The sequence below is a fragment of the Bacillus sp. 16GRE42 genome, assembly GCF_019837435.1.
In the GTDB taxonomy this organism is placed as follows: domain Bacteria; phylum Bacillota; class Bacilli; order Bacillales; family Bacillaceae_G; genus Bacillus_A; species Bacillus_A wiedmannii.
This window is the reverse complement of sequence record NZ_JADAXF010000004.1, coordinates 434,403-457,519: the sequence shown is the minus strand read 5'-3', so window position 1 is coordinate 457,519 and position 23,117 is coordinate 434,403. Positions and strand designations below refer to the sequence as shown.

At 36.4% G+C, this 23,117-nt stretch carries 27 protein-coding genes; 17 read left to right on the top strand and 10 right to left on the bottom strand.

Features of this window, described 5'->3' with window-relative positions; all coding sequences use genetic code 11:
* From ILS93_RS22780 to ILS93_RS22765, 4 genes are read left to right on the top strand one after another with little or no spacing between them, the layout of a single operon-like run.
* Positions 1–882, top strand: coding sequence for an SGNH/GDSL hydrolase family protein (locus tag ILS93_RS22780; RefSeq protein ID WP_141525220.1), 882 nt, complete (start codon positions 1–3; stop codon positions 880–882).
* A complete protein-coding gene (locus ILS93_RS22775) occupies positions 879–1,796 on the top strand; it encodes an ABC transporter ATP-binding protein (RefSeq protein WP_088047717.1) in 918 nt (305 codons plus the stop codon). The genes ILS93_RS22780 and ILS93_RS22775 overlap by 4 nt, the downstream gene beginning before the upstream one ends.
* Positions 1,789–2,781: an ABC transporter permease subunit gene (locus ILS93_RS22770; protein WP_001206503.1), complete on the top strand. Its 993-nt coding sequence runs from the start codon at positions 1,789–1,791 to the stop codon at positions 2,779–2,781. Before ILS93_RS22775 ends, ILS93_RS22770 begins: the two co-directional genes overlap by 8 nt.
* Before the next feature lie 19 nt (positions 2,782–2,800).
* Positions 2,801–3,478 carry a uracil-DNA glycosylase gene (locus ILS93_RS22765; RefSeq protein ID WP_064476060.1) on the top strand — a complete coding sequence of 226 codons (678 nt, stop codon included), beginning with the start codon at positions 2,801–2,803 and terminating at the stop codon, positions 3,476–3,478.
* 41 nt (positions 3,479–3,519) lie between these two features.
* Here ILS93_RS22765 and ILS93_RS22760 read toward each other — a convergent pair whose 3' ends face one another.
* The 3 genes from ILS93_RS22760 to ILS93_RS22750 all read right to left on the bottom strand — a co-directional run bounded on the left by ILS93_RS22760 (position 3,520) and on the right by ILS93_RS22750 (position 6,364).
* Positions 3,520–3,813 (bottom strand): DUF3817 domain-containing protein, encoded by a 294-nt coding sequence (locus tag ILS93_RS22760; protein ID WP_048542756.1) that lies wholly within the window; start codon positions 3,811–3,813, stop codon positions 3,520–3,522.
* Positions 3,814–4,022: 209 nt separating this feature from the next.
* Positions 4,023–4,844 (bottom strand): Cof-type HAD-IIB family hydrolase, encoded by an 822-nt coding sequence (locus ILS93_RS22755; protein WP_088313698.1) that lies wholly within the window; start codon positions 4,842–4,844, stop codon positions 4,023–4,025.
* Positions 4,845–5,080: 236 nt separating this feature from the next.
* Positions 5,081–6,364, bottom strand: coding sequence for a purine/pyrimidine permease (locus tag ILS93_RS22750; RefSeq protein WP_142313278.1), 1,284 nt, complete (start codon positions 6,362–6,364; stop codon positions 5,081–5,083).
* A 95-nt stretch (positions 6,365–6,459) separates the two neighbouring features.
* Here ILS93_RS22750 and ILS93_RS22745 point away from each other — a divergent pair, with 95 nt between their 5' ends.
* The 3 genes from ILS93_RS22745 to ILS93_RS22735 all read left to right on the top strand — a co-directional run bounded on the left by ILS93_RS22745 (position 6,460) and on the right by ILS93_RS22735 (position 8,180).
* Entirely contained in the window at positions 6,460–7,452 is a 993-nt protein-coding gene (locus tag ILS93_RS22745; protein WP_222661362.1) for a potassium channel family protein, read from the top strand.
* A 6-nt stretch (positions 7,453–7,458) separates the two neighbouring features.
* Positions 7,459–7,746: a YwdI family protein gene (locus ILS93_RS22740; RefSeq protein ID WP_001167358.1), complete on the top strand. Its 288-nt coding sequence runs from the start codon at positions 7,459–7,461 to the stop codon at positions 7,744–7,746.
* Positions 7,747–7,811: 65 nt separating this feature from the next.
* Positions 7,812–8,180 (top strand): DUF423 domain-containing protein, encoded by a 369-nt coding sequence (locus ILS93_RS22735; protein ID WP_000688322.1) that lies wholly within the window; start codon positions 7,812–7,814, stop codon positions 8,178–8,180.
* 31 nt (positions 8,181–8,211) lie between these two features.
* Here the strand turns inward: ILS93_RS22735 and gerQ are convergent, their stop codons facing one another.
* The 4 genes from gerQ to hemQ form a co-directional block, all read right to left on the bottom strand.
* Positions 8,212–8,649 carry a spore coat protein GerQ gene (gerQ, locus tag ILS93_RS22730; protein WP_222661318.1) on the bottom strand — a complete coding sequence of 146 codons (438 nt, stop codon included), beginning with the start codon at positions 8,647–8,649 and terminating at the stop codon, positions 8,212–8,214.
* A 27-nt stretch (positions 8,650–8,676) separates the two neighbouring features.
* Positions 8,677–9,099 (bottom strand): cell wall hydrolase CwlJ, encoded by a 423-nt coding sequence (gene cwlJ / locus ILS93_RS22725; protein WP_000538163.1) that lies wholly within the window; start codon positions 9,097–9,099, stop codon positions 8,677–8,679.
* Between the two features lie 175 nt (positions 9,100–9,274).
* A complete protein-coding gene (locus ILS93_RS22720) occupies positions 9,275–10,546 on the bottom strand; it encodes a serine hydrolase (RefSeq protein ID WP_222661315.1) in 1,272 nt (423 codons plus the stop codon).
* 325 nt (positions 10,547–10,871) lie between these two features.
* Complete coding sequence (gene hemQ, locus ILS93_RS22715) at positions 10,872–11,615, bottom strand: hydrogen peroxide-dependent heme synthase (RefSeq protein WP_088047719.1); 744 nt, start codon at positions 11,613–11,615, stop codon at positions 10,872–10,874.
* A gap of 279 nt (positions 11,616–11,894) precedes the next feature.
* Between hemQ and pta the strand changes: the two genes are divergently transcribed.
* On the top strand, positions 11,895–12,866 hold the full coding sequence (pta, locus tag ILS93_RS22710; protein WP_000067226.1) for a phosphate acetyltransferase: 972 nt from the start codon (positions 11,895–11,897) through the stop codon (positions 12,864–12,866).
* A 48-nt stretch (positions 12,867–12,914) separates the two neighbouring features.
* Here pta and lipL read toward each other — a convergent pair whose 3' ends face one another.
* On the bottom strand, positions 12,915–13,760 hold the full coding sequence (lipL, locus tag ILS93_RS22705) for an octanoyl-[GcvH]:protein N-octanoyltransferase (RefSeq protein ID WP_046955490.1): 846 nt from the start codon (positions 13,758–13,760) through the stop codon (positions 12,915–12,917).
* Positions 13,761–13,934: 174 nt separating this feature from the next.
* Between lipL and ILS93_RS22700 the strand changes: the two genes are divergently transcribed.
* Positions 13,935–14,525: a lipoprotein BA_5634 family protein gene (locus ILS93_RS22700; protein ID WP_064476068.1), complete on the top strand. Its 591-nt coding sequence runs from the start codon at positions 13,935–13,937 to the stop codon at positions 14,523–14,525.
* Positions 14,526–14,554: 29 nt separating this feature from the next.
* On the opposite strand, the gene ILS93_RS22695 is transcribed toward ILS93_RS22700, so the two are convergent.
* Positions 14,555–15,247: an RsfA family transcriptional regulator gene (locus tag ILS93_RS22695; RefSeq protein ID WP_064476069.1), complete on the bottom strand. Its 693-nt coding sequence runs from the start codon at positions 15,245–15,247 to the stop codon at positions 14,555–14,557.
* Positions 15,248–15,532: 285 nt separating this feature from the next.
* On the opposite strand from ILS93_RS22695, the gene ILS93_RS22690 reads away from it, so the two are divergent.
* From ILS93_RS22690 to ILS93_RS22665, 6 genes are all read left to right on the top strand, one after another.
* Entirely contained in the window at positions 15,533–15,757 is a 225-nt protein-coding gene (locus tag ILS93_RS22690) for a YuzB family protein (RefSeq protein WP_002089811.1), read from the top strand.
* Between the two features lie 312 nt (positions 15,758–16,069).
* The gene (locus ILS93_RS22685; protein WP_064476070.1) at positions 16,070–17,125 is read left to right on the top strand and encodes a FecCD family ABC transporter permease; all 1,056 of its coding nucleotides are present in this window, start codon (positions 16,070–16,072) and stop codon (positions 17,123–17,125) included.
* The gene (locus ILS93_RS22680; protein ID WP_222661313.1) at positions 17,122–18,138 is read left to right on the top strand and encodes a FecCD family ABC transporter permease; all 1,017 of its coding nucleotides are present in this window, start codon (positions 17,122–17,124) and stop codon (positions 18,136–18,138) included. The genes ILS93_RS22685 and ILS93_RS22680 overlap by 4 nt, the downstream gene beginning before the upstream one ends.
* Positions 18,139–18,153: 15 nt before the next feature.
* Positions 18,154–18,966, top strand: coding sequence for an ABC transporter ATP-binding protein (locus tag ILS93_RS22675; RefSeq protein ID WP_000212065.1), 813 nt, complete (start codon positions 18,154–18,156; stop codon positions 18,964–18,966).
* Positions 18,967–19,155: 189 nt separating this feature from the next.
* Entirely contained in the window at positions 19,156–20,103 is a 948-nt protein-coding gene (locus ILS93_RS22670; RefSeq protein ID WP_000787720.1) for an ABC transporter substrate-binding protein, read from the top strand.
* 146 nt (positions 20,104–20,249) lie between these two features.
* Positions 20,250–21,554, top strand: a complete 1,305-nt coding sequence (locus tag ILS93_RS22665; protein ID WP_000262747.1) for an HD domain-containing protein — start codon at positions 20,250–20,252, stop codon at positions 21,552–21,554.
* Between the two features lie 39 nt (positions 21,555–21,593).
* On the opposite strand, the gene ILS93_RS22660 is transcribed toward ILS93_RS22665, so the two are convergent.
* Positions 21,594–21,779 carry a 2-hydroxymuconate tautomerase gene (locus ILS93_RS22660; RefSeq protein ID WP_001147171.1) on the bottom strand — a complete coding sequence of 62 codons (186 nt, stop codon included), beginning with the start codon at positions 21,777–21,779 and terminating at the stop codon, positions 21,594–21,596.
* A 111-nt stretch (positions 21,780–21,890) separates the two neighbouring features.
* Here ILS93_RS22660 and ILS93_RS22655 point away from each other — a divergent pair, with 111 nt between their 5' ends.
* Both ILS93_RS22655 and ILS93_RS22650 read left to right on the top strand, forming a co-directional pair.
* Positions 21,891–22,565 carry a site-2 protease family protein gene (locus tag ILS93_RS22655; RefSeq protein ID WP_000372469.1) on the top strand — a complete coding sequence of 225 codons (675 nt, stop codon included), beginning with the start codon at positions 21,891–21,893 and terminating at the stop codon, positions 22,563–22,565.
* 25 nt (positions 22,566–22,590) lie between these two features.
* Complete coding sequence (locus tag ILS93_RS22650) at positions 22,591–23,100, top strand: YwhD family protein (protein ID WP_064476072.1); 510 nt, start codon at positions 22,591–22,593, stop codon at positions 23,098–23,100.
* The last annotated feature ends 17 nt before the right edge of the window (positions 23,101–23,117 follow it).

Here is a 23,117-nt window from a genome sequence, read left to right as displayed (position 1 = left end):
GTGAAAATCGCTTTTCAAAATTGCGTTTGGTATAATTATGGACAATCTATGAGGGCTAAAAGGGGTTTTGATATGAGATCAAAAGTAGTAAAAGTAATTCTACTCATTACAATTGCATCTTTCTGTTTATTTGCATATGGCTTTGTTTCAGGTGTAAATGATGTGTTAAATCCGAAAGCTTCAAATTTAATTAAAAAGACCGATGTAGTGGCAAAAGAGAAAAAGAAAACGGGAACGTTACAAATCGTTAGTTTAGGTGATTCATTAACACGTGGTGTTGGTGATAAAGAAGGAATTGGCTATATTGGGCGTATGAAAGAGGATTTACAAAAAGATTATAAGCAAAAGGTTGCATTAACAAACTTAGCTGTTAGTGGTGCAAAAATGCCCGATCTATTAAAACAAATTGAGAGTAGTGGCGCTCAATATTCAATTAAGCAAGCAGATGTAATCGTTTTAACAATTGGAGGAAATGATTTATTTCCAGGTTGGGAATCGCTTGGAAAGATAGATTTAGAAACATACCGTCCTGATACGGCGACGTTCCAAAATGAAGCGAAGAAAATAATAGAAGAAATTCGTAAGTTAAATACAGGTAGCCCTATTTTTTGGCTTGGTTTATACAATCCTTTTGAAGATGTAGAAGATTTAAAAGGTTCTTCAAACATCGTTGTAGACTGGAATGCATCTTTAGAAAAATTAGCGCTAAATGATAAAAATGTGTATATTACACCGACATTTGATTTATTCCAAAATCGTGGGAAAGAATTATTATACTCCGATCATTTTCATCCGAATGAAGTAGGGTATACATATATGGCAGACCGATTAGTTCAAAATGTTGTGAGTAAATTAAAACTAGAACAAGGAGGGGTAAAATGACGACGATACTTTCCGTACGAGACGTGAAGAAGGTAATTGGAAAGAAGACAATTGTAGAGAATATTTCCTTCGATGTAAAACAAGGGGAAGTGTTTGGCTTCCTAGGGCCGAATGGTGCCGGAAAAACAACTACAATTCGAATGTTAGTTGGATTGATTAAAGAAACAGAAGGTACGATTTCTATCGGTGGTTATTCAATTAAGGAAAATTTCAGAGAAGCGATGCGTCAAATAGGGAGTATCGTTGAAAACCCAGAACTGTATACATATTTAACTGGATGGGAAAATTTAAAGCAATTTGCCCGTATGCTAGGTGATATATCAGATGAACGTATTATTGAAATTGCTCAAATGGTTCATTTAGATGAAAGAATTCACGATAAGGTAAAAACGTACTCACTTGGTATGAAACAGCGCCTCGGCATTGCGCAAGCGCTTCTTGGAAATCCAAAATTGCTCATATTAGATGAGCCGACAAATGGTTTAGACCCAGCTGGAATTAGAGAACTTAGGGAATTTATACATAAGCTTGTGAAAGAAGAAAATATGAGTGTGTTTATTTCAAGTCACTTGCTAAGTGAAGTACAAATGATATGCGATCGGGTTGCGATTATTCATAAAGGAAAAATGATAACAGTTGCCAAGATTGAGGATTTAATTAAAACAGCAAGTGATCGTGTAGAATGGATTGTTACACCGATTTCTAAAGCGAAAGATATGCTAGAAGATGCTAAGGAAGTAAGAGAAGTGAGTATAGAAGATAATCGATTACTATGCCGCATGGATATTGCATCTATAAGTAGTTGGAATAAAAACTTTGTAGAAAATGGGATAGATGTGCATAGCGTTAAGGAGCTTGTATTTACGCTAGAAGATTTATTTATTGAACTCACAAGGGGTGAGCAGCATGCGTGAATTTGCGAATCTAGTTTTAAATGAATCGGAGAAAATTTATCGTAAGAAACGTATTTTTGTTGTCATGCTTATTTTAGCAATCTTGATCCCACTTTTTGTGTATGCGCAGTATCGTGAAGTAGAAACGACACAAAAAAGGCTAGGTACAACGGATTGGAAAGTTTCGCTGCAACAACAAATTGTTGATTCTCAAAACCGCTTGAACAATTCTAGACTACCAGAAGAATGGCGTGATTGGCTAAAGGTAAGAGTGGAGCAGCAACAATATTATTTAGATCATGATATTAACCCGATGGCACCGGGCGCACCCACTTTTGTAAGGGCGTTTATTGAGCAAGGAATTACATTGTTTATTCCGCTTCTTGTAATGATTGTAGCTATTGATATTGTTTCAGGAGAACGAAGTGATGGAACGATGAAGATGTTACTTACGCGGCCGATTCGGCGCTGGAAAATACTCCTTAGTAAGTACGTGACGATGTTATTTTTCATTTCACTCATACTGCTCCTTGTCGGTTTGTTTGCTTACGTATTATCAGGGCTTGTATTTGGATACTCAGGATGGAATTTACCCGTTTTAACTGGGTTTGTTATTGATAAGGAAACGTTAAATACGAATTTTGTACATCTTATTCCGCAGTGGCAATATATTTTGATGGCGTATGGATTAGCTTGGTTTGTTGCTATCGTTGTCGGAACTATATCATTTATGGTTTCCGTTTTAATTCGAAATACACCAGCTGGTATGGGCGTTATGTTAGCCGCACTAATTGCAGGTGGTATTTTAAGCTCATTCGCAACATCTTGGGAAGGTGCGAAATATATTTTTAGTGTGAATTTATCATTAACAGATTATCTATCAGGAAAATTACCTGCATTACAAGGGTTATCGATGGGGTTTTCTTTAATGAATTTAACTGTATGGGCCGTTGTGTCCCTTATTATTTCGTTTGTAGTATTTACAAAGCAGGATATGGTGAATTAATTGGACGGGAAGTGAAAGCATGAAAAATGTTTTAAAAAATGATTGGGGGCCATTATTGGCACTGGAATTTGAGAAAGAATACTATCGCAAACTAGCTGATTTTTTGAAAGAAGAGTACAGCACACATGTTGTTTATCCGAAAGTAGAAGATATTTTTAATGCTCTAGAATATACAAGTTATGAAAATGCAAAGGTCGTTATTTTAGGACAAGACCCATATCACGGACCGGATCAAGCGCATGGTTTAAGCTTTTCAGTACAACCTGGTATTAAAACGCCGCCGTCATTGCTAAATATGTATAAAGAACTTCGGGATGAATATGGTTATGAAATCCCGAATAACGGTTATTTAGTAAAGTGGGCAGAGCAAGGAGTTTTATTATTAAATACTGTACTAACAGTTCGACAAGGTGAAGCAAATTCTCATAAAGGGAAAGGATGGGAGCATTTCACAGATCGCGTAATTGAGCTATTAAATGAACGTGAAAAGCCGGTTATTTTCATATTGTGGGGACGCCATGCACAGGCGAAGAAAAAGTTAATTACGAATAAGAAGCACCATATTATCGAATCTGTACATCCAAGTCCACTATCAGCAAGACGTGGTTTCTTTGGTAGTAAACCATATTCTAAAGTAAATACGATTTTAGCTAATATGGGCGAGAGAGAAATTGATTGGGAAATTCCAAATCTATAAATAGAAAAGGTAGTTAACAGTCGTTAACTACCTTTTTGTTATTATTGTTGTTCGTTCTTTAATTTTGCATCTAGTACAAACGTACCGAATGGGATAATTGATGAAACGAATGCTCCAAGTGCCCATAAAATTGATTTACGGTGTACGATTGTTACTTGAATTACCGCAAAGATGAATAGAATAAATAAAACACCATGAGCCATGCCTGTAATTTTAACGGCTGTAGCAAATCCTGCAAAATATTTTAATGGCATTGCTACAAATAATAGTAGTAGGAAAGAAATTCCCTCAACAAGTCCAATTGCTCTTAATCGTCCGATTGGTGTAGATAACATGAAGTAGCCTCCTTTAATGTATGCTTGTATATAGTAAATTTGTATTCTTTTTCAAAATAAAATAGTCTATTTTGTTTCATTATATACAAAAAGAAAGTTTACACTACGAGAATAGTGCAAAGTTCAAAATATAGTCACAAAAGCGTGGTAATTTAAATAAAAACCTATTTGAAGTGTTTGACTTCAAATAGGTTTTGTGAATGAAAATATTAAACAAGTACTTCGTTTTTTAGTACAAATTTCTCTACGACTTTTGCAACGCCATCGTTCATATTTGTATCTGTTACGTAGTTGGCAATTTCCTTAATATCATCTGGTGCATTGCCCATTGCAACGCCAAGACCAGCAAATTCAATCATTGCTTGGTCGTTATAGCTATCGCCCATTGCGATAACTTCTTCACGCTTAATGCCAAGCTTTTGGATCAGTTTGTTTAAGCTCGTTCCTTTTGTAACACCGGCTTCAGTAAATTCTAAGAAGAATGGTTTCGAACGCATCACGCTTAATTGACCTTCTAGTTGTTGTTGTAGTTTCTTTTCTACTACAACAAGGCGTTCAGCTTCTTTATTCATTAATACTTTTACTACAGGCTCTTTAACAGCAGCTTTAAAGTCATCTACTACAACAATTGGCATACCAGTAATATCGCCCTCAATTTCAGTATAAGGATTATTTTCTTCCGTTACGATATCATCGCCCATATAAGTATGAATCCATACATCTTCAGTTTTACTAATTTCAAATAGGTTGTGAACGATTTCAGGAGATAGCGTACTACTAAAGATTTCTTCGTTTGTTTTACAGTTAATAATTTTTGCGCCATTAAAAGATAGAATGAAACTGCCGTATTCTTCTAAACGAAGTTCTTTCGCAACATTGCGCATACCAAACGTTGGACGCCCAGAAGCAAGTACAACTTTTACACCTTGCTCTTGTGCAGTCATTAGAGCCTCTTTCGTACGGGGTGAAATAGTATGGTCGTCACGTAATAAAGTATCATCTAAATCTAAAACAATCATTTTATAAGTCATATTGAAAATTCCTCTCTTTGTTGAAATAGAAATAAAGTTTTATGAAGATATTGGGGAATATATAGTAAGACATCGAACTTCTTTATGTGAAGTTAGGAAAAGTCCTATATTGTTAGTATAAATTACCATGAGCGTGTTGCCCACGATAATTTATACCGCTAACGCCTGATTAGCTTGCATTTTATCATTATCGTAACAACTCTAAAGGTAGAGTGCAATAATGGAAGTTTTCCAATTTACGATGGTTGTTTTTCTGTTGAACGAGAAAATAGTATTTCGAGCAAAATTGCCATTACAGATCCAAGAACGAGACCGTTACTTAAAAACGATGCTAAAAATGGTGGGAGCGTAGAAAATGCTTCTGCTGGAACAAACATAACCCCGACTCCTGTAAAGATCGAAAGACCCGCCACTTTAAATAATCGTTCTTTATCTTGTACTGTTTCGTATTCGCGAAAGGCAAGACCAATCATGCTTGCAAATACAGGATAAATGGCAGCATATCCGACTGCGACAGGTATCGCCGCAAAGAATGAAGTAATCTTTGGGAATATACTAACGAAAATAATAAAGCTTGAACCTAACATAAATGGGAGTCGTTTATAAATATTAGTCGTTGCAATAAATCCTGCTGATCCAGAAATCGCGACAGGTCCAATAGCTGAAAAAAGGCCTCCTAGCAATTGATTGATTCCTGTTATAATGCCGGCTTGTTTAAAACGATCTGGTGCTGCATTCTTTTCATACTTAGAGACAATCCTTTGCACAACGCGAATACTTGCTAACATATTTGTTAGAAGTAATAGTGTAACGAAAACGACTGTAATTGCCATGTTCCATTCAATACGAGGCATTCCGAAAACAAATAGAGACGGAAAACGGATTATATCTGTCACAGGCGTTACTGGATTTGATAATCCGAAGCATGCGAATAATATCCAGCCGCAGACGATACTGAAAAGAACGGAATATTGTCCAATAATAGGTAGCTTCATGATGAAAAAGGATAGTAAAATAACAATGAGTGAAAGAATAAATACGTCAGCTTGTACTTCTGTATGTTGTCCGTCAAGGCCGAACATTCCCTTTAAGAAGGACCCGCTAAGTTGCGCGACAAGAAGAAATAAATATGTTCCAATGACTGTCGGTGTAAAATAGCGAACTAGTTTATCGATGATTCCAAAAATGCTAAGAATAATACAAATGATACCACTTAATAGGAAAGCATACTGAAGGACTTTAAGCGTTTCATTGCTGGATCCAAATAATACGACACCTAAACTTGCATAAAGGGAGAAAATCCCCCACCAAAGTCCAGCAGGACCTTCTTGAATAGGAAGTTTATGCCCAAATATGGCTTGCAGTAGGCCAGCAAAGCCAAGAACAAATAATGTTCTTTGTACAAATGCAATAGCTTCAGCGCCATCGAGACCATAACTAGTTGCGACGCTAATTGGTACGATAAGGCTTCCAGCTAAAATAAATAGCGCCCATTGTAAGGCGGAAAGAAATGTTTTCATTATATCAACCTCTTTCATAGATTCCGTATCTAGTATATATGTATTTCATTTCCGCTGGCAAAGATTGTAGATAGAGAAAAGAGTTGAAACACGATATGAATGCACGTAAGCAATTATGGATAGCAGTTATATGTATGACCTTTGTTGTAATTCTAGGAACGGTAGGATTTATGAAGATTGAAGAGATTAGTTTGTTTCAAGCATTTTGGATGACGATGATTACTGTATTAACTGTTGGATACGGAGATGCCGTTCCTGTAACACAGGCAGGAAAAGTTTTTGCGCTTCTTATCATACCGGTCGGGGTCGGTATCGTTACGTATGCAATTGGTGTAGTGGCAGCTATGATTATTGAAGGGAATTTATTTCATGCAGTGCGGAGGAAGAAGATGGATAAACAAATAGCGCAGTTACAAAATCATATTATCGTATGTGGTTGTGGTAGAGTAGGGCTTCAAGTTGTACATGAATTGCAAGAAAAGAAAATTCCATTTGTCGTTGTGGATAAAGATGAAAGCATATTAGAGAAGGAAAAACTTTTGTATATACACGGAGATGCAACGGAAGACCAAGTGTTACATCATGCTGGAATTTCAAAGGCAGCTGGTTTAGTTGCCATCGTAGCAAATGATGCTGAAAATGTATTTATTACATTAACGGCTAGAGGATTAAACGATGCAATTAAAATTGTGGCAAGAGCAGAAAAACCAGAAACTGAAGACAAATTAAAGCGGGCTGGGGCGAATAAGGTGATTAATCCATCTAGCATGGCAGGAATTCATATTGCAAAAGGTATTGCGAATCCGCTAACAGTTCATTATATTGATACAGTACTGTATGGCGTGGAGCAGTCATTTGTAATTGAAGAGATTGCAGTAGGAAAGGGCTCTATTTTAGCTAGTAAATCATTACTCGAGAGTGATGTGAGAAATCAATTTGATGTAACAATTTTAGCGATTTTGAGAAATGGGAATGTTATACATAATCCAACGGGGCAGGAAAAACTACAAGAACATGATATGATAATAGTGTTTGGTTCAGTAGAGAAGCTAGGACAATTTGAGAAAGAACTACAAAGTAAGAGGTGACAAGGAATGCAAATATCGAGCGATAAGATTTTAAATAAAATGGCGAATGAAATTGCAAAGGCAAAAAGCAGTGAAGGGCAACAATCAAAAGCGCATTTATTAGTTGTGCGAGCGTTATGTGATTTGTTATTAGATGAACAAGCTGAGCCTTCTATGTATAGAGAACCTGAGATTCCATCACAAGTAATTGGATCTCAGCCTATGACGACAGTTCAACCAGTTATGCCGGTTTCTGGAGAACCTGTTTATATAAAAGAAGAAGGCGCAAACGGTAATTCTTTATTTGATTTTTAGAAGATAAATCGTTTGGCTTATATGAAAAAATTGCTTATGATAAAGGTAAAAAAAGGGGAATTAAGATGAAAATTTTCTTTTTACTAGGTTGTATTGCGGCAGGGCTATCTGTTGCGCTAGGGGCTTTTGGAGCACACGGTTTAGAAAATAAAGTTTCTGCAAAAATGTTAGAAGTTTGGAAAACAGGCGTTACATATCAAATGTTTCATGCAGGTGGACTATTCGTAGTTGCTTTATTAATGGATAAAATTCAATCATCACTTTTAACTACTGCTGGCTGGCTTATGGTAGCTGGGATTATTATGTTTTCAGGTAGTTTGTATGCATTAAGTACGACAGGTATTAAGTTCTTTGGCCCAATTACACCTCTTGGTGGTGTAGCGTTTATCGTGGCATGGATCTTAGTCGGAACTGCAGTTGTAAAAGGGTTATAAAAAACAAAAGCTGGCATATGCCAGCTTTTTTTTATGGTCTTGGAGCATAAGTTGCTTGTTGACTAGGTAAATACGTAATTTCTTCTGGGAATTCTACATAATCTAAGTAAATCATTAATAGTAAATAGCGTTTCCCAGATTGGGGCTCACTAATTACGATATGGTCACGGCCAGCTGCCTCAATAATACCTGTATAAGATTGTGTACCGAGTGAACTACCACGCTCATAAGTCATTACAACGGTGGCTTGCTTGCCTTTGTTCAAGCGAAGAATATTTTCAATATACGACTGTTCTAATGGTAACATGCCTTGAGAAACGGCATATTGAGCTTGCGCAGCTTGTTGTTGCATCGCTTGCTGTTGTTGCTGTTGTTGCTGTTGTTGTTGGGTCATTTGTTGCGGTTGTACATAAGTTCCAGATGGTTGATAGAAACCTGTTCCGTAATACGGGTTTTGTTGCTGTGCCATCCAAAAATCCCTCCTCATTATCAATCCTTAATATACGCCAGGACAATCCTCGCCAGATGGCTGGAAGAAGCAGTGCTTTTTGAAGCGACCAGAGTTTTGTTGATTATACCAAGTTGGTGGACAAGGGCCTTCCGGTCTAAAAAACCATAAGGAAAAGTTGGCGGGCCAAAAACGTTGTCCTTGAATCGTTCGCCTTGCTAATGCGATATCTTGTTCTCTTGCACGCTGATAAAAATACCCTTTTTGCGTTGCTTCAAAACCGCCAGGATTTTGATAAACCATTTGACGTAAATTACGTATTTTTTTAAAATCTAAACAATTTCCGCGGACACGATTTACTCCTACGTTTCCGACCATTAACATTCCTTGTTGTCCTTCTCCTTCGGCTTCAGCACGCATCAGTCTAGCTAATAACTTTACATCTTCTTCGTTATAAGCAATAACACCCATTATGTGTCACCTCTCTTTTTGGAATACCTTGTGGAAAGAGGTTTATTTCTAGATGAAGTGTGTAACGATTACTAGTTCATACGTATGAGAAAAAGGACTCAGATATGACAACCAAACGAAGTTTTACATGGAGAGAGGAAAATAAAAAAAGCTAGCGTGAGCTAGCTTTCCATCATTAAAATACTTTAGACCATAAGTTTGAGAAGAAATCTCCGATAGAGCGCATTGTTAATACGAACCAATTTGCCTTTTCAACTTCTTCTGTCGTTTTTGCAGTAACTTTCATGTTTTTATTTCCATCTAAAAATCCATATTTATCAGTTGGTTCTAGAACGATGGAACCTACCTTTGCATCCTTTTTAACAGGAGCGACTAAATGTCCATCTTCAGCAAGGGATTTATCTACTTCAGTCCCAATTTTATAAGGATCTTTGCTACCTTTTTTCGCAATTACTGTTATTTCTTTTTCAGGTGCAATAGTTACTTGATCTTCTTTACCTTTTACTACAGAGATTGTGTTGTTTTTATCTACTTTTAATTTTTGTTTTTCAAAGTTATTAAATCCATATTCAATTAATGCACGAGATTCAGTGAAACGCTCGTCCATTGATTTTGTTTTAATAATTACTGAAATAAGGCGTAAGTCACCACGTTTTGCTGTAATGGTGAATCCGTATCCAGCCGTATCAGAACTACCAGTTTTTAAACCATCTGTTCCTTCATAAGAAAAAGCAGCACCTGGTAACATCCAGTTCCAGTTTTCCATACGAATTGGTTTCGGATGATTATCTGGGAAGTTTCTAAATCTTTGTTTTGTATCCTCTCGCATTTCTGGATACTTTGTAATCATTGCTTTTGAAAGCATACCCATATCGCGAGCTGACATGGAATTTTCTCCATTCGGATCCGTTCCCTCAGGGTGTTTTCCCTTTAAGTCAGCGTTATTTAATCCAGTAGCGTTTACAAATTTATATTTCTTTAACCCTAGTTTTTTTGCATGTTCATTTGCAAGATTTAAGAAGTTTTTCTCACTTCCTGCAAGAAGTTCTGCTAAGGCAATACTAGATCCGTTTGCAGAGAAGATAACGATAGAATGATATAATTCTCTTACAGTATATTGACGTCCCTTTTCAAACGGAACGTTAGAGAATTCATTATTACGTGAAACTTCATAAGCGTAATCAGAAATGTTTACCTTTGTATCCCAAGTGATTTTTCCTTCTTTAATTGCTTCTAATACAGCATAAACAACAATTAGTTTTGACATACTAGCGATAGCTAGTAATTCATCTGGATTTTGTTCATGCAGTATTTTTCCTGTATCTGCATCAAATAGAAGTGCAGCAGCTGCCTCAATGTGTATTTTTTCTTCCGCATGGGATGTTGTTACTCCTAAGGAATAAATTGACAATAAAAGCACTAGTAAAATAGACAAGATTTTCTTCATATAGATTATCACCTTCGCATCGTTATTAGCATGTAGCTCGTACCATTTTAGCATAAATTTGGATATAGAAAGGTTACAATTTTGTAAGGGATTTGAAAGGAATTTGTCGATTTTTGTTCAAATTTGCGGAGAAAAGAAGTTTTTTGAAGAGAAATATAGAGGGTAATAAAAAAAAGGAACGAATTTCGTTCCTTTTTCACGATTTGCCCCGCTATTTGCCGGGCAGTAAGATCCCCACCTCAAAATTAAGCGAAAGCAAAGAAGTTAGGTGGGCGATCAACTGCTCGTAAAAGCCCGATTGGTGAGGGCTGATTAAAGTTTCACTTTATATGTGTAAAAATTTCTCTACCTTTTCGTCTGGTAAAATGTTTCCAACGAAAAATGTTCCGAATTCACCATAACGAGCACTTACTTCATCGAAGCGCATTTCATATATAAGTTTTTTAAATTGAAGAACATCGTCAGCGAATAATGTTACGCCCCACTCAAAATCGTCGAATCCAACTGATCCTGAAATAACTTGGCGTACTTTACCTGCGTACTGGCGACCGATTTTACTATGACTGTACATCATTTTTTTGCGTTCTTCCATAGGAAGCATGTACCAGTTGTCATCACCTTGGCGACGCTTGTCCATTGGGTAGAAGCAAATGTGATTTGCTTTTGGTAGTTCTGGATATAAGCGAGCTAAGATTTGTGGGTTTTGATATGGATCTTCATCAGCTGGAAGGTAGTTGCTTAGTTCAACAACAGATACGTAAGAGTATGCAGGAACCATATATTCAGCTAATGTTGTTTTATTCAATTCTGTCTCAATTTCATTCAACTCTTCCATTGTTGGACGTAAAATCATAAGCATGATATCAGCTTTTTGGCCAACAACTGTATACATTGCATGACTACCTTTTTTCCCGGTAGCTACTTCATTCCATTTTTCAACGACATTTAAAAATTCAGACACAGCTTGTCCGCGTTCGTCGCTAGATAATGTTTTCCATGCAGCCCAATCAATAGAACGTAAATCATGTAAACAATACCAGCCATCTAACGTTGTTGTTGCTTCACTCATTCTATTCACCTCAGTTAATGATAGTTTTACACGTTAACTATAGCATATATAGTTTTAAAATCATCTATATAAAGCCTTAGCGCATAAAATTGTCACATTTAAATTTACTTGAAAATAGGAGAAGATAAGGCTTAAAGGGGATTTATTTCTAGGCTGAATTTTATGAAAATATAATCATTTTCATTTTATCTATTTTTTGGGAGCTATAAGTTTAAAATATAGAGGAAAAGCAGTATTCTTAAAGATAGAGTTTTTTAACATATGTAGGAGGGTTTATTCGTGAGCAACTTATTTACAACAGTAAAAGAAAAAGTTCAAGGAAAAGGCATTTCTATCGTACTTCCTGAAGGAACTGATGAAAGAATTTTAGGCGCTGCAGAGCGTTTAGCAAAAGAAGAGTTAGTACAACCAATTTTAGTTGGTAATAAAGAAGAAATTAGCGCAAAAGCTGCTAGCATGAATTTAACATTAGCAGGCGTTGATATTTATGACCCAGCTACATACGAAGAAATGGATGCAATGGTAGCATCTTTCGTTGAACGCCGTAAAGGTAAAGCAACTGAAGAAGACGCTCGTAAAATCCTTAAAGACGAAAACTACTTCGGTACAATGCTTGTATACATGGGTAAAGCACACGGCTTAGTAAGTGGTGCAGCTCACTCTACAGCTGATACAGTTCGTCCAGCACTTCAAATTATCAAAACAAAACCAGGCGTTACAAAAACTTCTGGCGTATTCATCATGGTACGTGAAGAAGAGAAATATGTATTCGCTGATTGCGCAATTAACATTGCACCAAACAGCCAAGATTTAGCTGAAATTGGTATCGAGAGTGCGAAAACTGCTGAACTATTCGGTATTGATCCACGCGTTGCTATGTTAAGCTTCTCTACAAAAGGTTCTGCGAAATCTCCAGAAACAGAAAAAGTTGTAGAAGCAACTCGCATTGCGAAAGAAATGGCTCCTGAATTAACTTTAGATGGAGAATTCCAATTCGATGCTGCATTCGTACCGTCTGTAGCTGAGAAAAAAGCTCCAGGTTCTACAATTAAAGGTGATGCTAACGTATTCGTATTCCCAAGCTTAGAAGCTGGTAATATTGGCTACAAAATCGCTCAACGTTTAGGTAACTTCGAAGCAGTAGGACCAATCTTACAAGGTTTAAATATGCCTGTAAATGATCTATCTCGCGGATGTAACGAAGAAGAAGTGTACAAGTTAGCTTTAATTACAGCAGCTCAAGCACTTTAATTCTATAATGAATTGAAATAAAGACCGTCGCTATTATAGCGACGGTCTTTATTTTTCTAAGCCAAGTGCTTTATTGTTACGATCAATAATACGTTGTAAATTCGTCTCATATAAAGGTATTTCATCTATTGTTAATTGAGATGGTGTTAACTTTGGAGCGAATTGCTGCAATGTTTTTAAAAGGCGCATCATTAAATCTTGTACTGTAATGGTTTCGCCAAGTAATTCTGAAAGTGAAGCCATCGTACTCGGTACAATTTCAGGATACGTAAAGCGTGTTTCTTCTCCTTGAATGGCTAGGTTGTAGAAATCACGAACGAGTGCGGCACGCTCAGAGCCACTTCCTGTAGCGCAGAGATAAATTTGGACAGCGACACCACCGCGAATACGGCGCTGTGAAATGCCAGCAAATTTTTGATTGCGAATACTTAAGTCATAGCTACCAGGACAGTAAGAACCAACAATTTCTTTTGCCTCGATTGTAACATCGTAATCGTTTAACATTTCCTTAATTAAATGCCACATTGTATCGTATCCAAGATCAATATCGATACCTTTTTCGGTCTCTTGGAATAAAAGTGATACGTTTAAAACACCTTCATCAAGTACGACTGCAAGTCCACCGGAATTACGAACGATAACATTGAAGTTGTTTTCTTGTAAAAAGGAAATACCTTCTTCCAAGTGTGGTAGGCGTGAATCTTGAATGCCAAGAACAATTGTATTGTGATGAACCCAAGAACGCATTGTTGCAGCTGATTGACCATTTCCAATGCTTGTGCACAGTGTGTCATCCATTGCGAATGACTGCAATGCATGGAATGTTGGTCCCAAACTAGACTGATCTACAATACGCCACTCTGGCTGAGATAAAATGGAACGGGAATTGCTCATATAACTAACCCCTTATCTTTAAAATGACAATCTCTATTATAGCAAAAAATGTAGAAAGTAGTTTTAGGAAGAAATCTTACTAAATTGTAATATTATTGTAAGGAAAGTGAATTGGTTAAACGAGCTGCAATAGTTAAACTAAGAGATGCAATTATGCTTTTAGGAGGAATACAAATGAAAAAAGTTAAATTAGGAATCGTAGCAATTATGTCCGCTGCTGTATTTAGCGGTTGTTCTATTATGGATATAATCGCACCACAAGCAACAGGAGTTGTTATGTACGGAGATGAAGCAGGCGTTCAAAAAACAATGGATCAATATAAAGATAAAATTGAATCCCAAAATACATTTGAAGTAAAATTAGGAACTGTTAATGAGAAAAAGGTTTTAATTATGAATAAAACAACAGCTGAAAAGATGGTAAAAGAAAACATGCTGAAAAAAGTAGTGAAAGAAGATGTAGAACCTATTAAAGTATTGCCGTCTGTTTCAGGTGAAGTGGGAATAGTGTTTGCTAAAGATACACAAAATGATGTAGTAATTGATGGAAAGAAAATGAAGTATGAGGGTAATATAGTAATCGGTGATGCTCGTAAATATGCGGATATGTATGCAGTTGTTAGTGATGCCGAATATACAAAGATAAATGAACCGGTAAAAACGATTGGATTAGCAGCTTTTAAAGAGAATCCAAAGGAAAAGATTTTCCCAGATATAAAGAAAGGTTCTAACGTAGAAGAAGTGCATATGGTGGAAGTGAAATAATAAAAAAGGATGCATTGCATGCATCCTTTTTATTCTGCAATCTTTTCTAAATTACCATTTCGATCCATTCGGAAAGATGTTTGTGAGCGTTCCTCATCATCCATTACTGCTAATTTACGAGCACGGTTCATAATATTCATAAGTGTTTCGTAATCCTCTTGTACAGTATGAGATTGTTGTTCTAATTTTTCTAGTTTCTTTTCTAGTTCTTCATTTCGCAAGATTTGCGCTTTAATTTCTTGCTTCAATCTCGTATTCTCGTTTTCAAGAGCTGTTACTTTTATATTTGAAGATCCGACTGTTTGTAAAAAATAAATAACATCTTGCATGGTCATAGAGCTTTTTGCAGCAGGAACAGTAGATTCTTGATATGGAATAACTTCTTTATATTGTACAATTGATTCTTCTTGTACGAATTCTTCGTAATCAGTTATCGAATCTGAAGCTGGTGGTGTATAAAGTAAACGTTTTTTCGCTTGTTCACCGCTTGCAGCGCGCATTTTATCTTTACGATGTTTTTTTGCTAGTTGAAGAGCTTGTTCATAACTATAGCGAACAACAGCATTCCAACGGAAACCACAGGCAGCCGATGTACGATTTAATTGATCACCCACTTCTTCAAATGCATTTAATTGAGTACTTCCTTCTCGAACGTGACGAAGTACAGTTTCAGCAAGTAATAAATCATCCTCATCCGTCCAAGCATCTTGTCTTACTTTCATAGATTCAACTCCCTTTCTTTTTATGAACTTCCTATTTTTATAATGGGCAAAAAAATGAGCTTTTATACAAAGCTTTTAAAAATATGGTAGATTTCAATGAAAGGTATAAATTTTGCCAAGAATGACGTAAGCTTCTGTAGGAGAACATATAAATATGTAGCATTAATATGAAGAAAGAGCTTTATAGGGAAACTTGCAACGAGCTTCAAAGAGCGGTAAAATACCATTTAGTGTTTATTTTTAAATGTACTTGAGAAAAGTTTAAAATAGAGGAAGTGTTATATAATGGGGAACGAATTTCGTGTGTGTGATGATTGTCAGGCAACGAACGTTAAAACGTTGATTCCAAAGTTAAAAAAAGTAGATTCATGTGCAACGATTGAAGTTGCGTGTCAGTCTTACTGTGGCCCTGGCCGTAAAAAATCATTCGCATTTGTAAATAATCGTCCAGTCGCGGCTCCAACAGAAGATGAATTAATTATAAAAATTGAAGCAAAGTTAAATAAGTAAGAAAAAGAAGAGTGAATAGATTACTCTTCTTTTTTATGCCCATAAGAGGAATGAGTTATTCTACGAAAATACAATTGAGTAGATTAACATTCAATGAAGGAGAGGCATCATCTGTTCATTCAAATTTCAATTTATATAAATTTGTATTTCAAAATAATGGTTGACAGTCTTTTGAAGCGATAGGTAGAATAGAAAGTGTCTGATTCTGAGAATCATTATCAGGAAAAGATCAATTAACCTAATTTTTTTATTACTATTTGAGAATAAATTTCATTTTATTAAATATATGTTGTTGGTTAGGATGGTTGAGGTATGGAAGCGAGCGCAAGGAGTATAGAACATCAAGATGTGAATGTTAAAGAGATTAAGAGCAGACCGCTCGTTGCTTCTATTATTTTAGTAGCAGGTACAGTTTTGTTAGCTTTAAGCATGGCAGTTTCTATTTCGTTTGGTGCTGCAGATATTAGTTTAAAGACTGTATGGCAAGCTGTGTTTCAGTTTGACGGTTCTATTACGCATCATAACGTAATTCAAGAACTTCGCATGCCTAGAGCAATAGGGGGCGTAGTTGCAGGTGCCTTTTTAGCGGTATCAGGGGCAATTATGCAAGGTATGACGCGAAATCCACTTGCTTCACCATCGTTAATGGGAATTACAGATGGAGCTGTATTTGGAATTGCAATTATGTATGCATTCTTCCCTAATTCACCTTATTTAATGTTCGTTATCGCATCTTTTATTGGAGCTGCGTTTGGAGCGAGCATTGTATATGGAATTGGGTCTTCTTCACCAGGTGGATTAACACCTGTGAAGTTAGCTTTAGCCGGTGCAGCAATTAGTGCTTTATTAGGGGCCATTTCATCTGGAATTGCGCTATATTTCAACCTTGCCCAAGAGGTGAGTATGTGGAATGCAGGCGGAGTTGCGGGAGTGAAATGGGAAAGTATTAATATGTTAGTACCGATTGGCCTTGTTTGTCTCTTTATTGCAATTATGATGTCGAGGTATATTACAATTTTAAGCTTCGGTGAAGAAATTGCGATTGGACTTGGTCAAAATACGACATTAATTAAATTTATCGGAACAGTACTTGTTCTCGTGTTAACAGGTTCTGCGGTTTCTATGGCAGGATCGGTTGGATTTGTTGGTCTTGTAATCCCGCATATGACTCGTTTCCTTGTAGGCTCAGACTATAGATGGGTTATTCCATGTTCTGCGGTCTTAGGTGGGCTGTTAATTGAATGTGCAGATATGTTATCTCGCGTTATTAATCCACCGTTTGAAACGCCAATTGGAGCAATTACAGCGCTAATTGGGGTCCCATTCTTCCTCTACTTAGCACGTAACGAAGGGAGAGGGAAAATGTGAGGACAAGTGTCTTAACAAAAAAGAACGTTTCTGTTTTAACAATCTTAGTAGGATTAATCATTACTGTATTTTTAGTAAGTTTAAATACAGGGACATTTAAAATACCGCCAATGGACGTATTAAAGTCATTGGTTGGACTTGGGGCTGAAGATCAGTCTGTTATTTTATTTGAATTCCGTATGCCGCGTATGGTTATTGCTATATTAGTCGGATCTGCTTTAGCGATGTCAGGTGCGATTTTGCAAGGATTATCACGAAATCCACTTGCTGATCCAGGTATTATCGGTATTAACGCTGGAGCGGGATTAACAGTTGTTATATTCGTCTACTTTTTCTTCGGAAAAGTTGGGACTGGTACATTTTTATCTGTATTTATCCTTCCATTCTTCGCGTTAGTTGGTGCAATATTAGCGGCGGTTATTATTTATTTACTAGCATGGAAAGACGGCGTTTCATCAACGAGATTAATACTAGTTGGTATCGCTGTTGCAGCCGGGTTTGGTGCTGTTAGTTTAATTTTTTCTATGAAGATGACATCTAACGATTTCCGTTTTGCTACGATTTGGTTAGCAGGAAGTCTGTGGGGCACAGATTGGAAGTTCGTGCTAAGTGTACTTCCATGGATGGTTATTTTCTTGCCACTTGCTATTAGTAAGGCGCACATATTAAATGTAATGAACCTAGGCGACTCGACAGCTGTTGGTCTTGGTTTAAATGTAGAAAAAGAAAGACGTAAATTATTATTTATTGCAGTGTGTTTAGCTGGCGCATCTGTCGCTGTTGCCGGAGGAATTGGTTTTATCGGTTTAATGGCTCCGCATTTAGCGAGGCGCCTTGTTGGTGGTAAACATCAAATTATGCTGCCTACTGCTGCACTAATAGGGACGTTGTTACTTTTATTCGCAGATGTAATTTCAAGAAGTGTGTTAACAACTTCAGAAATACCGGTCGGTCTTGTTATTTCTGTAATTGGTGCACCATATTTCATATACTTACTTATGAGGACAAAATAAAGGGAGGCTTTTTGTATGGCAACTTTAGCAGTTGATGCGGTATCTGTTGGATATAATGAAGGGTTAATTATTGATGGATTAACAGTTGAAATTCCGGAAGGGAAAATTACAACAATTATTGGACCAAATGGTTGTGGGAAGTCCACATTATTAAAAACGGCTTCTCGTATTTTGAAGGCGAAAAAAGGTACTGTTTATCTTGACGGAAAAGCAATCGAGAAACAACCAACGAAAGAAATCGCAAAGAAAATGGCGATTTTACCACAGACTGCAGAAGTGCCAACTGGCCTTACTGTGTTTGAACTTGTTTCATATGGACGTTTTCCTCATCAAAAAGGATTTGGAACGTTGAAAGAAGAGGATTATCGTTACATTCATTGGGCACTTGAAGTGACTGGAATGACAGAATTCGCAAATCGTTCAGCGGAGGCGTTATCAGGCGGGCAACGTCAACGTGTATGGATTGCGATGGCCCTTGCACAAGGAACAGAATTACTCGTATTAGATGAACCAACAACGTACTTAGATATGGCGCATCAATTAGAAGTATTAAATTTATTGAAAAAGTTAAATGAAGAAGAAGGTAGAACGATTGTTATGGTTATCCATGACTTAAACCATGCTTCTCGTTTCTCAGATCATATGATTGCATTAAAAGCAGGTAAGTTAATGAAACAAGGAACGCCAGATGAAGTGATGACAAGTGAAACACTTCGTAACGTATTTGAGATTGAAGCTCAAATCGTTCCATGTCCAGTAAACTGTAAACCGATTTGTTTAACATACGATCTAATGATGATTAATAATCAATTACGTAAAAAAGCATAAATAGAACCCCCTCTAGAGAGGGGGGACTTCTAATGGACGTTGAGCTTCTTATATATGAATGGGAAGTTGAACGCCCGTTAGAATGGGTTATTAACAACAGTTAATAAACATATATTGATTGATTGTTATACTCGTTTCTTATAGTTCATTGTAACTTATAAGAGAAATACAGCTAGAAGGAGTGGGAACATGAAGAATTTTAAAATGGCACTATTAGCAATGGTACTAGTCGTTACTTCTGTACTATTTGCAGCTTGTTCTAACAAAGAAGAAGAGAAGAAAGCAGATGCGAAGGATGCGAAGACTGAAGAGCGCACTGTACAACACGCAAAAGGGGAAATTAAAATCCCTGCAAATCCAAAGAAAATTGCTGACCTTAGTGGTTCAACAGAAGAATTATTAATTTTTGGTATGAAACCAATTATTACTGCTAATACATCTCAAGAAAAAATTGATACACATATTGAAAAGAAATTAAAAGACGTAAAACCAGTTGGTTCTGCTTGGGGCGATAAAATTAACATCGAAGCAGTAGCTGCTGCAAAACCAGACTTAATTCTTGTAAACAATCGTCAAGAAAAGATTTATGATCAATTATCTAAAATTGCACCAACAGTTATGTTAAAAACTCCATTAGATCAATGGCGTCCAAAATTCGAAGAAGTAGGTCAAATCTTCGGTAAAGAGAAAGAAACAAAAGAATGGTTCAAACAGTATGATGAAAAAGCAAGCAAATTACATGATAAAATCGTTGCGAAAACTGGCGATGCTAAATTTATGAAAATGGCTGCATATCCAAATGCTTTCCGCGTATACGGTGACTACGGTTACGGTAGCGTAATCTTTAACGATTTAAAATTACCAGCAGTTAAAGGTACACCAACGGATAAACCACTAGTACAAGTACAAAAAGAAGCTTTAATCGATTACAACCCAGATTACTTATTCGTATTTACAACTGGTGACGGTTCTCAGCGTCTAAAAGAATTCCAAGAAGAATCAATTTGGAAAAATATGAACGCTGTTAAAAACAACCACGTATTTACAATTAAAAACGAAGACGTAAACAAAGGTTACTTCCCTCTAGGTAAAGAAATGATCTTAGATGAAGTTGCTGAATTCGTTTTAGGGAAATAATGTATAAACAGAAATCACTTTTACTTCGGTAAAAGTGATTTTTTCTTTATATAAGGGCAATTAATATAGTCTTTCATTTCTTTCTGTTTCCTATTTCGTTTATAATATATAGTAAGAATGCAGTAAAGAAAGGGGGATGTCGGAAGGTGGTATATTTAAACGACAAACTCAGCGAAACAAAAGTGTTTAAAGACCCGGTACATAAATATGTGCACGTACGCGATCGTGTTATTTGGGATTTAATCGGAACGAAAGAATTTCAACGCTTGCGCCGTATTAAGCAGCTTGGAACGACATTTTTTACATTTCACGGTGCAGAGCATAGTCGCTTTACTCATTCGTTAGGTGTATATGAAATTATTCGTCGTATGATTGATGATGTGTTTGATGGCAGACCGAACTGGAATGCTGAAGATAGATTGTTATGTTTATGTGCGTCATTACTTCATGATGTCGGTCACGGCCCATTTTCTCACTCGTTTGAAAAAGTATTTTCATTAGATCATGAGAAATTTACGCAAAAGATTATCGTTGGAGATACGGAAATTAATCGCATATTAAGTCGTGTGGATAAAGACTTTCCGCAAAAGGTAGCCGATGTAATCGCGAAAACATCTACTAATAAATTAGCGATTAGCATGATTTCCAGTCAAATTGATGCAGATCGTATGGACTATTTATTAAGAGATGCGTATTTCACTGGCGTAAAGTATGGAAACTTTGATATGGAACGTATACTACGTGTCATGCGTCCATATGGAAATCAAGTAGTCATTAAAAATAGTGGTATGCATGCTGTTGAGCATTATATTATGAGTCGTTATCAAATGTATTGGCAAGTATATTTCCATCCGGTAACGCGCAGTGCCGAAGTTATTTTAACGAAGATTTTACACCGTGCAAAATCATTGCATGAGAAGTATTATACATTTAAAAATCATCCGGTTCATTTCTATTCTTTATTTGAAGAAGAAGTAACAGTAGAGGATTATTTAAAGTTAGACGAGAACGTTATGTATTATTACTTCCAAGTATGGCAAGACGAAGAAGATCCAATTTTAAGTGATTTATGCCGTCGTTTTATGAATCGAAACCTATTTAAATATGTAGAGTTTACAGATAAGCACGGTTTAGATAATTGGATGGAATTAAGTAGCTTATTTAAAAAGATTGGACTTGATCCAGAATACTATTTAGTAGTTGATTCAACATCAGACTTGCCGTACGACTTTTACCGTGCTGGTGAAGAAGAAGAGCGTCTGCCAATCTTACTCCTTATGCCAAATGGAGAGCTTAGAGAGCTTTCGCGTGAATCGGATATTGTTGAGGCAATTACTGGTAAGAAGAGAAGGGATCAAAAACTATTCTATCCGCATGATTTAATCTATGAAGATGGAAGAAAAGGAAAATATAAAGAGAGAATCATCGAGTTACTAGAAGGAAAAAAATAAGAAGCAGCTAAGAGCTGCTTCTTATGAAAGAACTTGAAATTATTTGTCGCTTAAGCGTTTTCCGCCAACTGCATAATGGTTTTTAGACATTTCTTCGATGAAAACAACGATGTTTTCTTCAGGAGCACCAGTTGTTTCGCTTACTGCTGCTGTTACTTTCTCAGCAAGAGCTTTCTTTTGTTCCTCTGTGCGTCCTTCTAGCATTTTCACTGTTACGTATGGCATATATAATCGCTCCTTTTATGTAAGTTACACTCTTATTATAGCGGATTATGGGGAAGAACAATCGAAAAAACAAATATTTTCTTTTTTGACAGATTGAAGAGGAGATGAATCATGGATCAGTTATTTAGATACCCATTGCAACAAATTCCGTTGGTAGCAATGGCCATTATTATTGCGTTATCAGTGCATGAATTTGCGCATGCATATGTTGCATATAAATTTGGAGACGATACAGCAAAGAAGCAAGGCCGTTTAACATTATCACCGATGGCGCACTTAGACCCTATTGGGATGATCGCTGTATTAATTCTTGGTTTTGGTTGGGCAAGACCTGTTCCTGTTAACCCATATAACTTTAAAAGGCCGCGTCTTGCAGGTATATTAGTTTCAATTGCAGGCCCAATTAGTAACTTAATTTTAAGTGCAATTGGTTTAATTATTTGGTATAGCCTATTAACATTTGGTGTATTAGACTCAATTCCATTTGCAGTAGCAGATACATTGGCTCAATTCTTCCGGATTTTTATTATGCTTAATATCGTATTACTTGTATTTAACTTATTGCCAATTCCGCCACTTGATGGGTATCGAGTTGTGGAAGATCTAGCACCAACAAATATTCGTGCGAAAATGACACAGTATGAAAAGTATGGAGCAATAGCGTTATTAATTCTTGTTATTACACCGCTTAGCAATTATACAATTCAACCTATTTTTAATGTTGTCATTCCATATGTATTTGTATTTTTAGACAGTATCATTGCGCCTATTTTTGGCCTTTTATAATCATTAAGTGAGGAGGAATTTTCATATGACAGAGAAAAAGAAAAAAATCGGTTTTAATATCGTGAAAAATGATTCAACAGATGGACATGGTGGTTTTGGTGTTGGAGCATTAAGTCTAGAAAACATTTCACCTGTATTTGTCGATGTACTAGAGAAAACAGCATTTGTCGATATCGGTGCAATGCATGCACGTAGTACAGTCGAAAAAGGTATTAAGTTTTTAACAAATAAAGATGAAGTTCCAAACGGAAAACCATTTTGGCTTGTGTGGGTAACGATTGAAAGAACGGCGACAGGTGCTTATTATGCAGGTGTAACAGCTTGTGAAATGACAGTTGACCGTGAAATTCGCCGCGGATATAAATCACTTCCAGAGCACGTAAACAAAATGGATAAATCAATGAAGCGTTACATTATGGTTGACCATATGGATGAAGTATCTAAAAAAGTACTTGGTACGTTCTTGAAAGAACATAATGAAGCGATTTGGAACGAATCTAGTGAAGAATTGCGCCGTGCATTATTAAGTGAATAAAAAATAGCTGACGGATG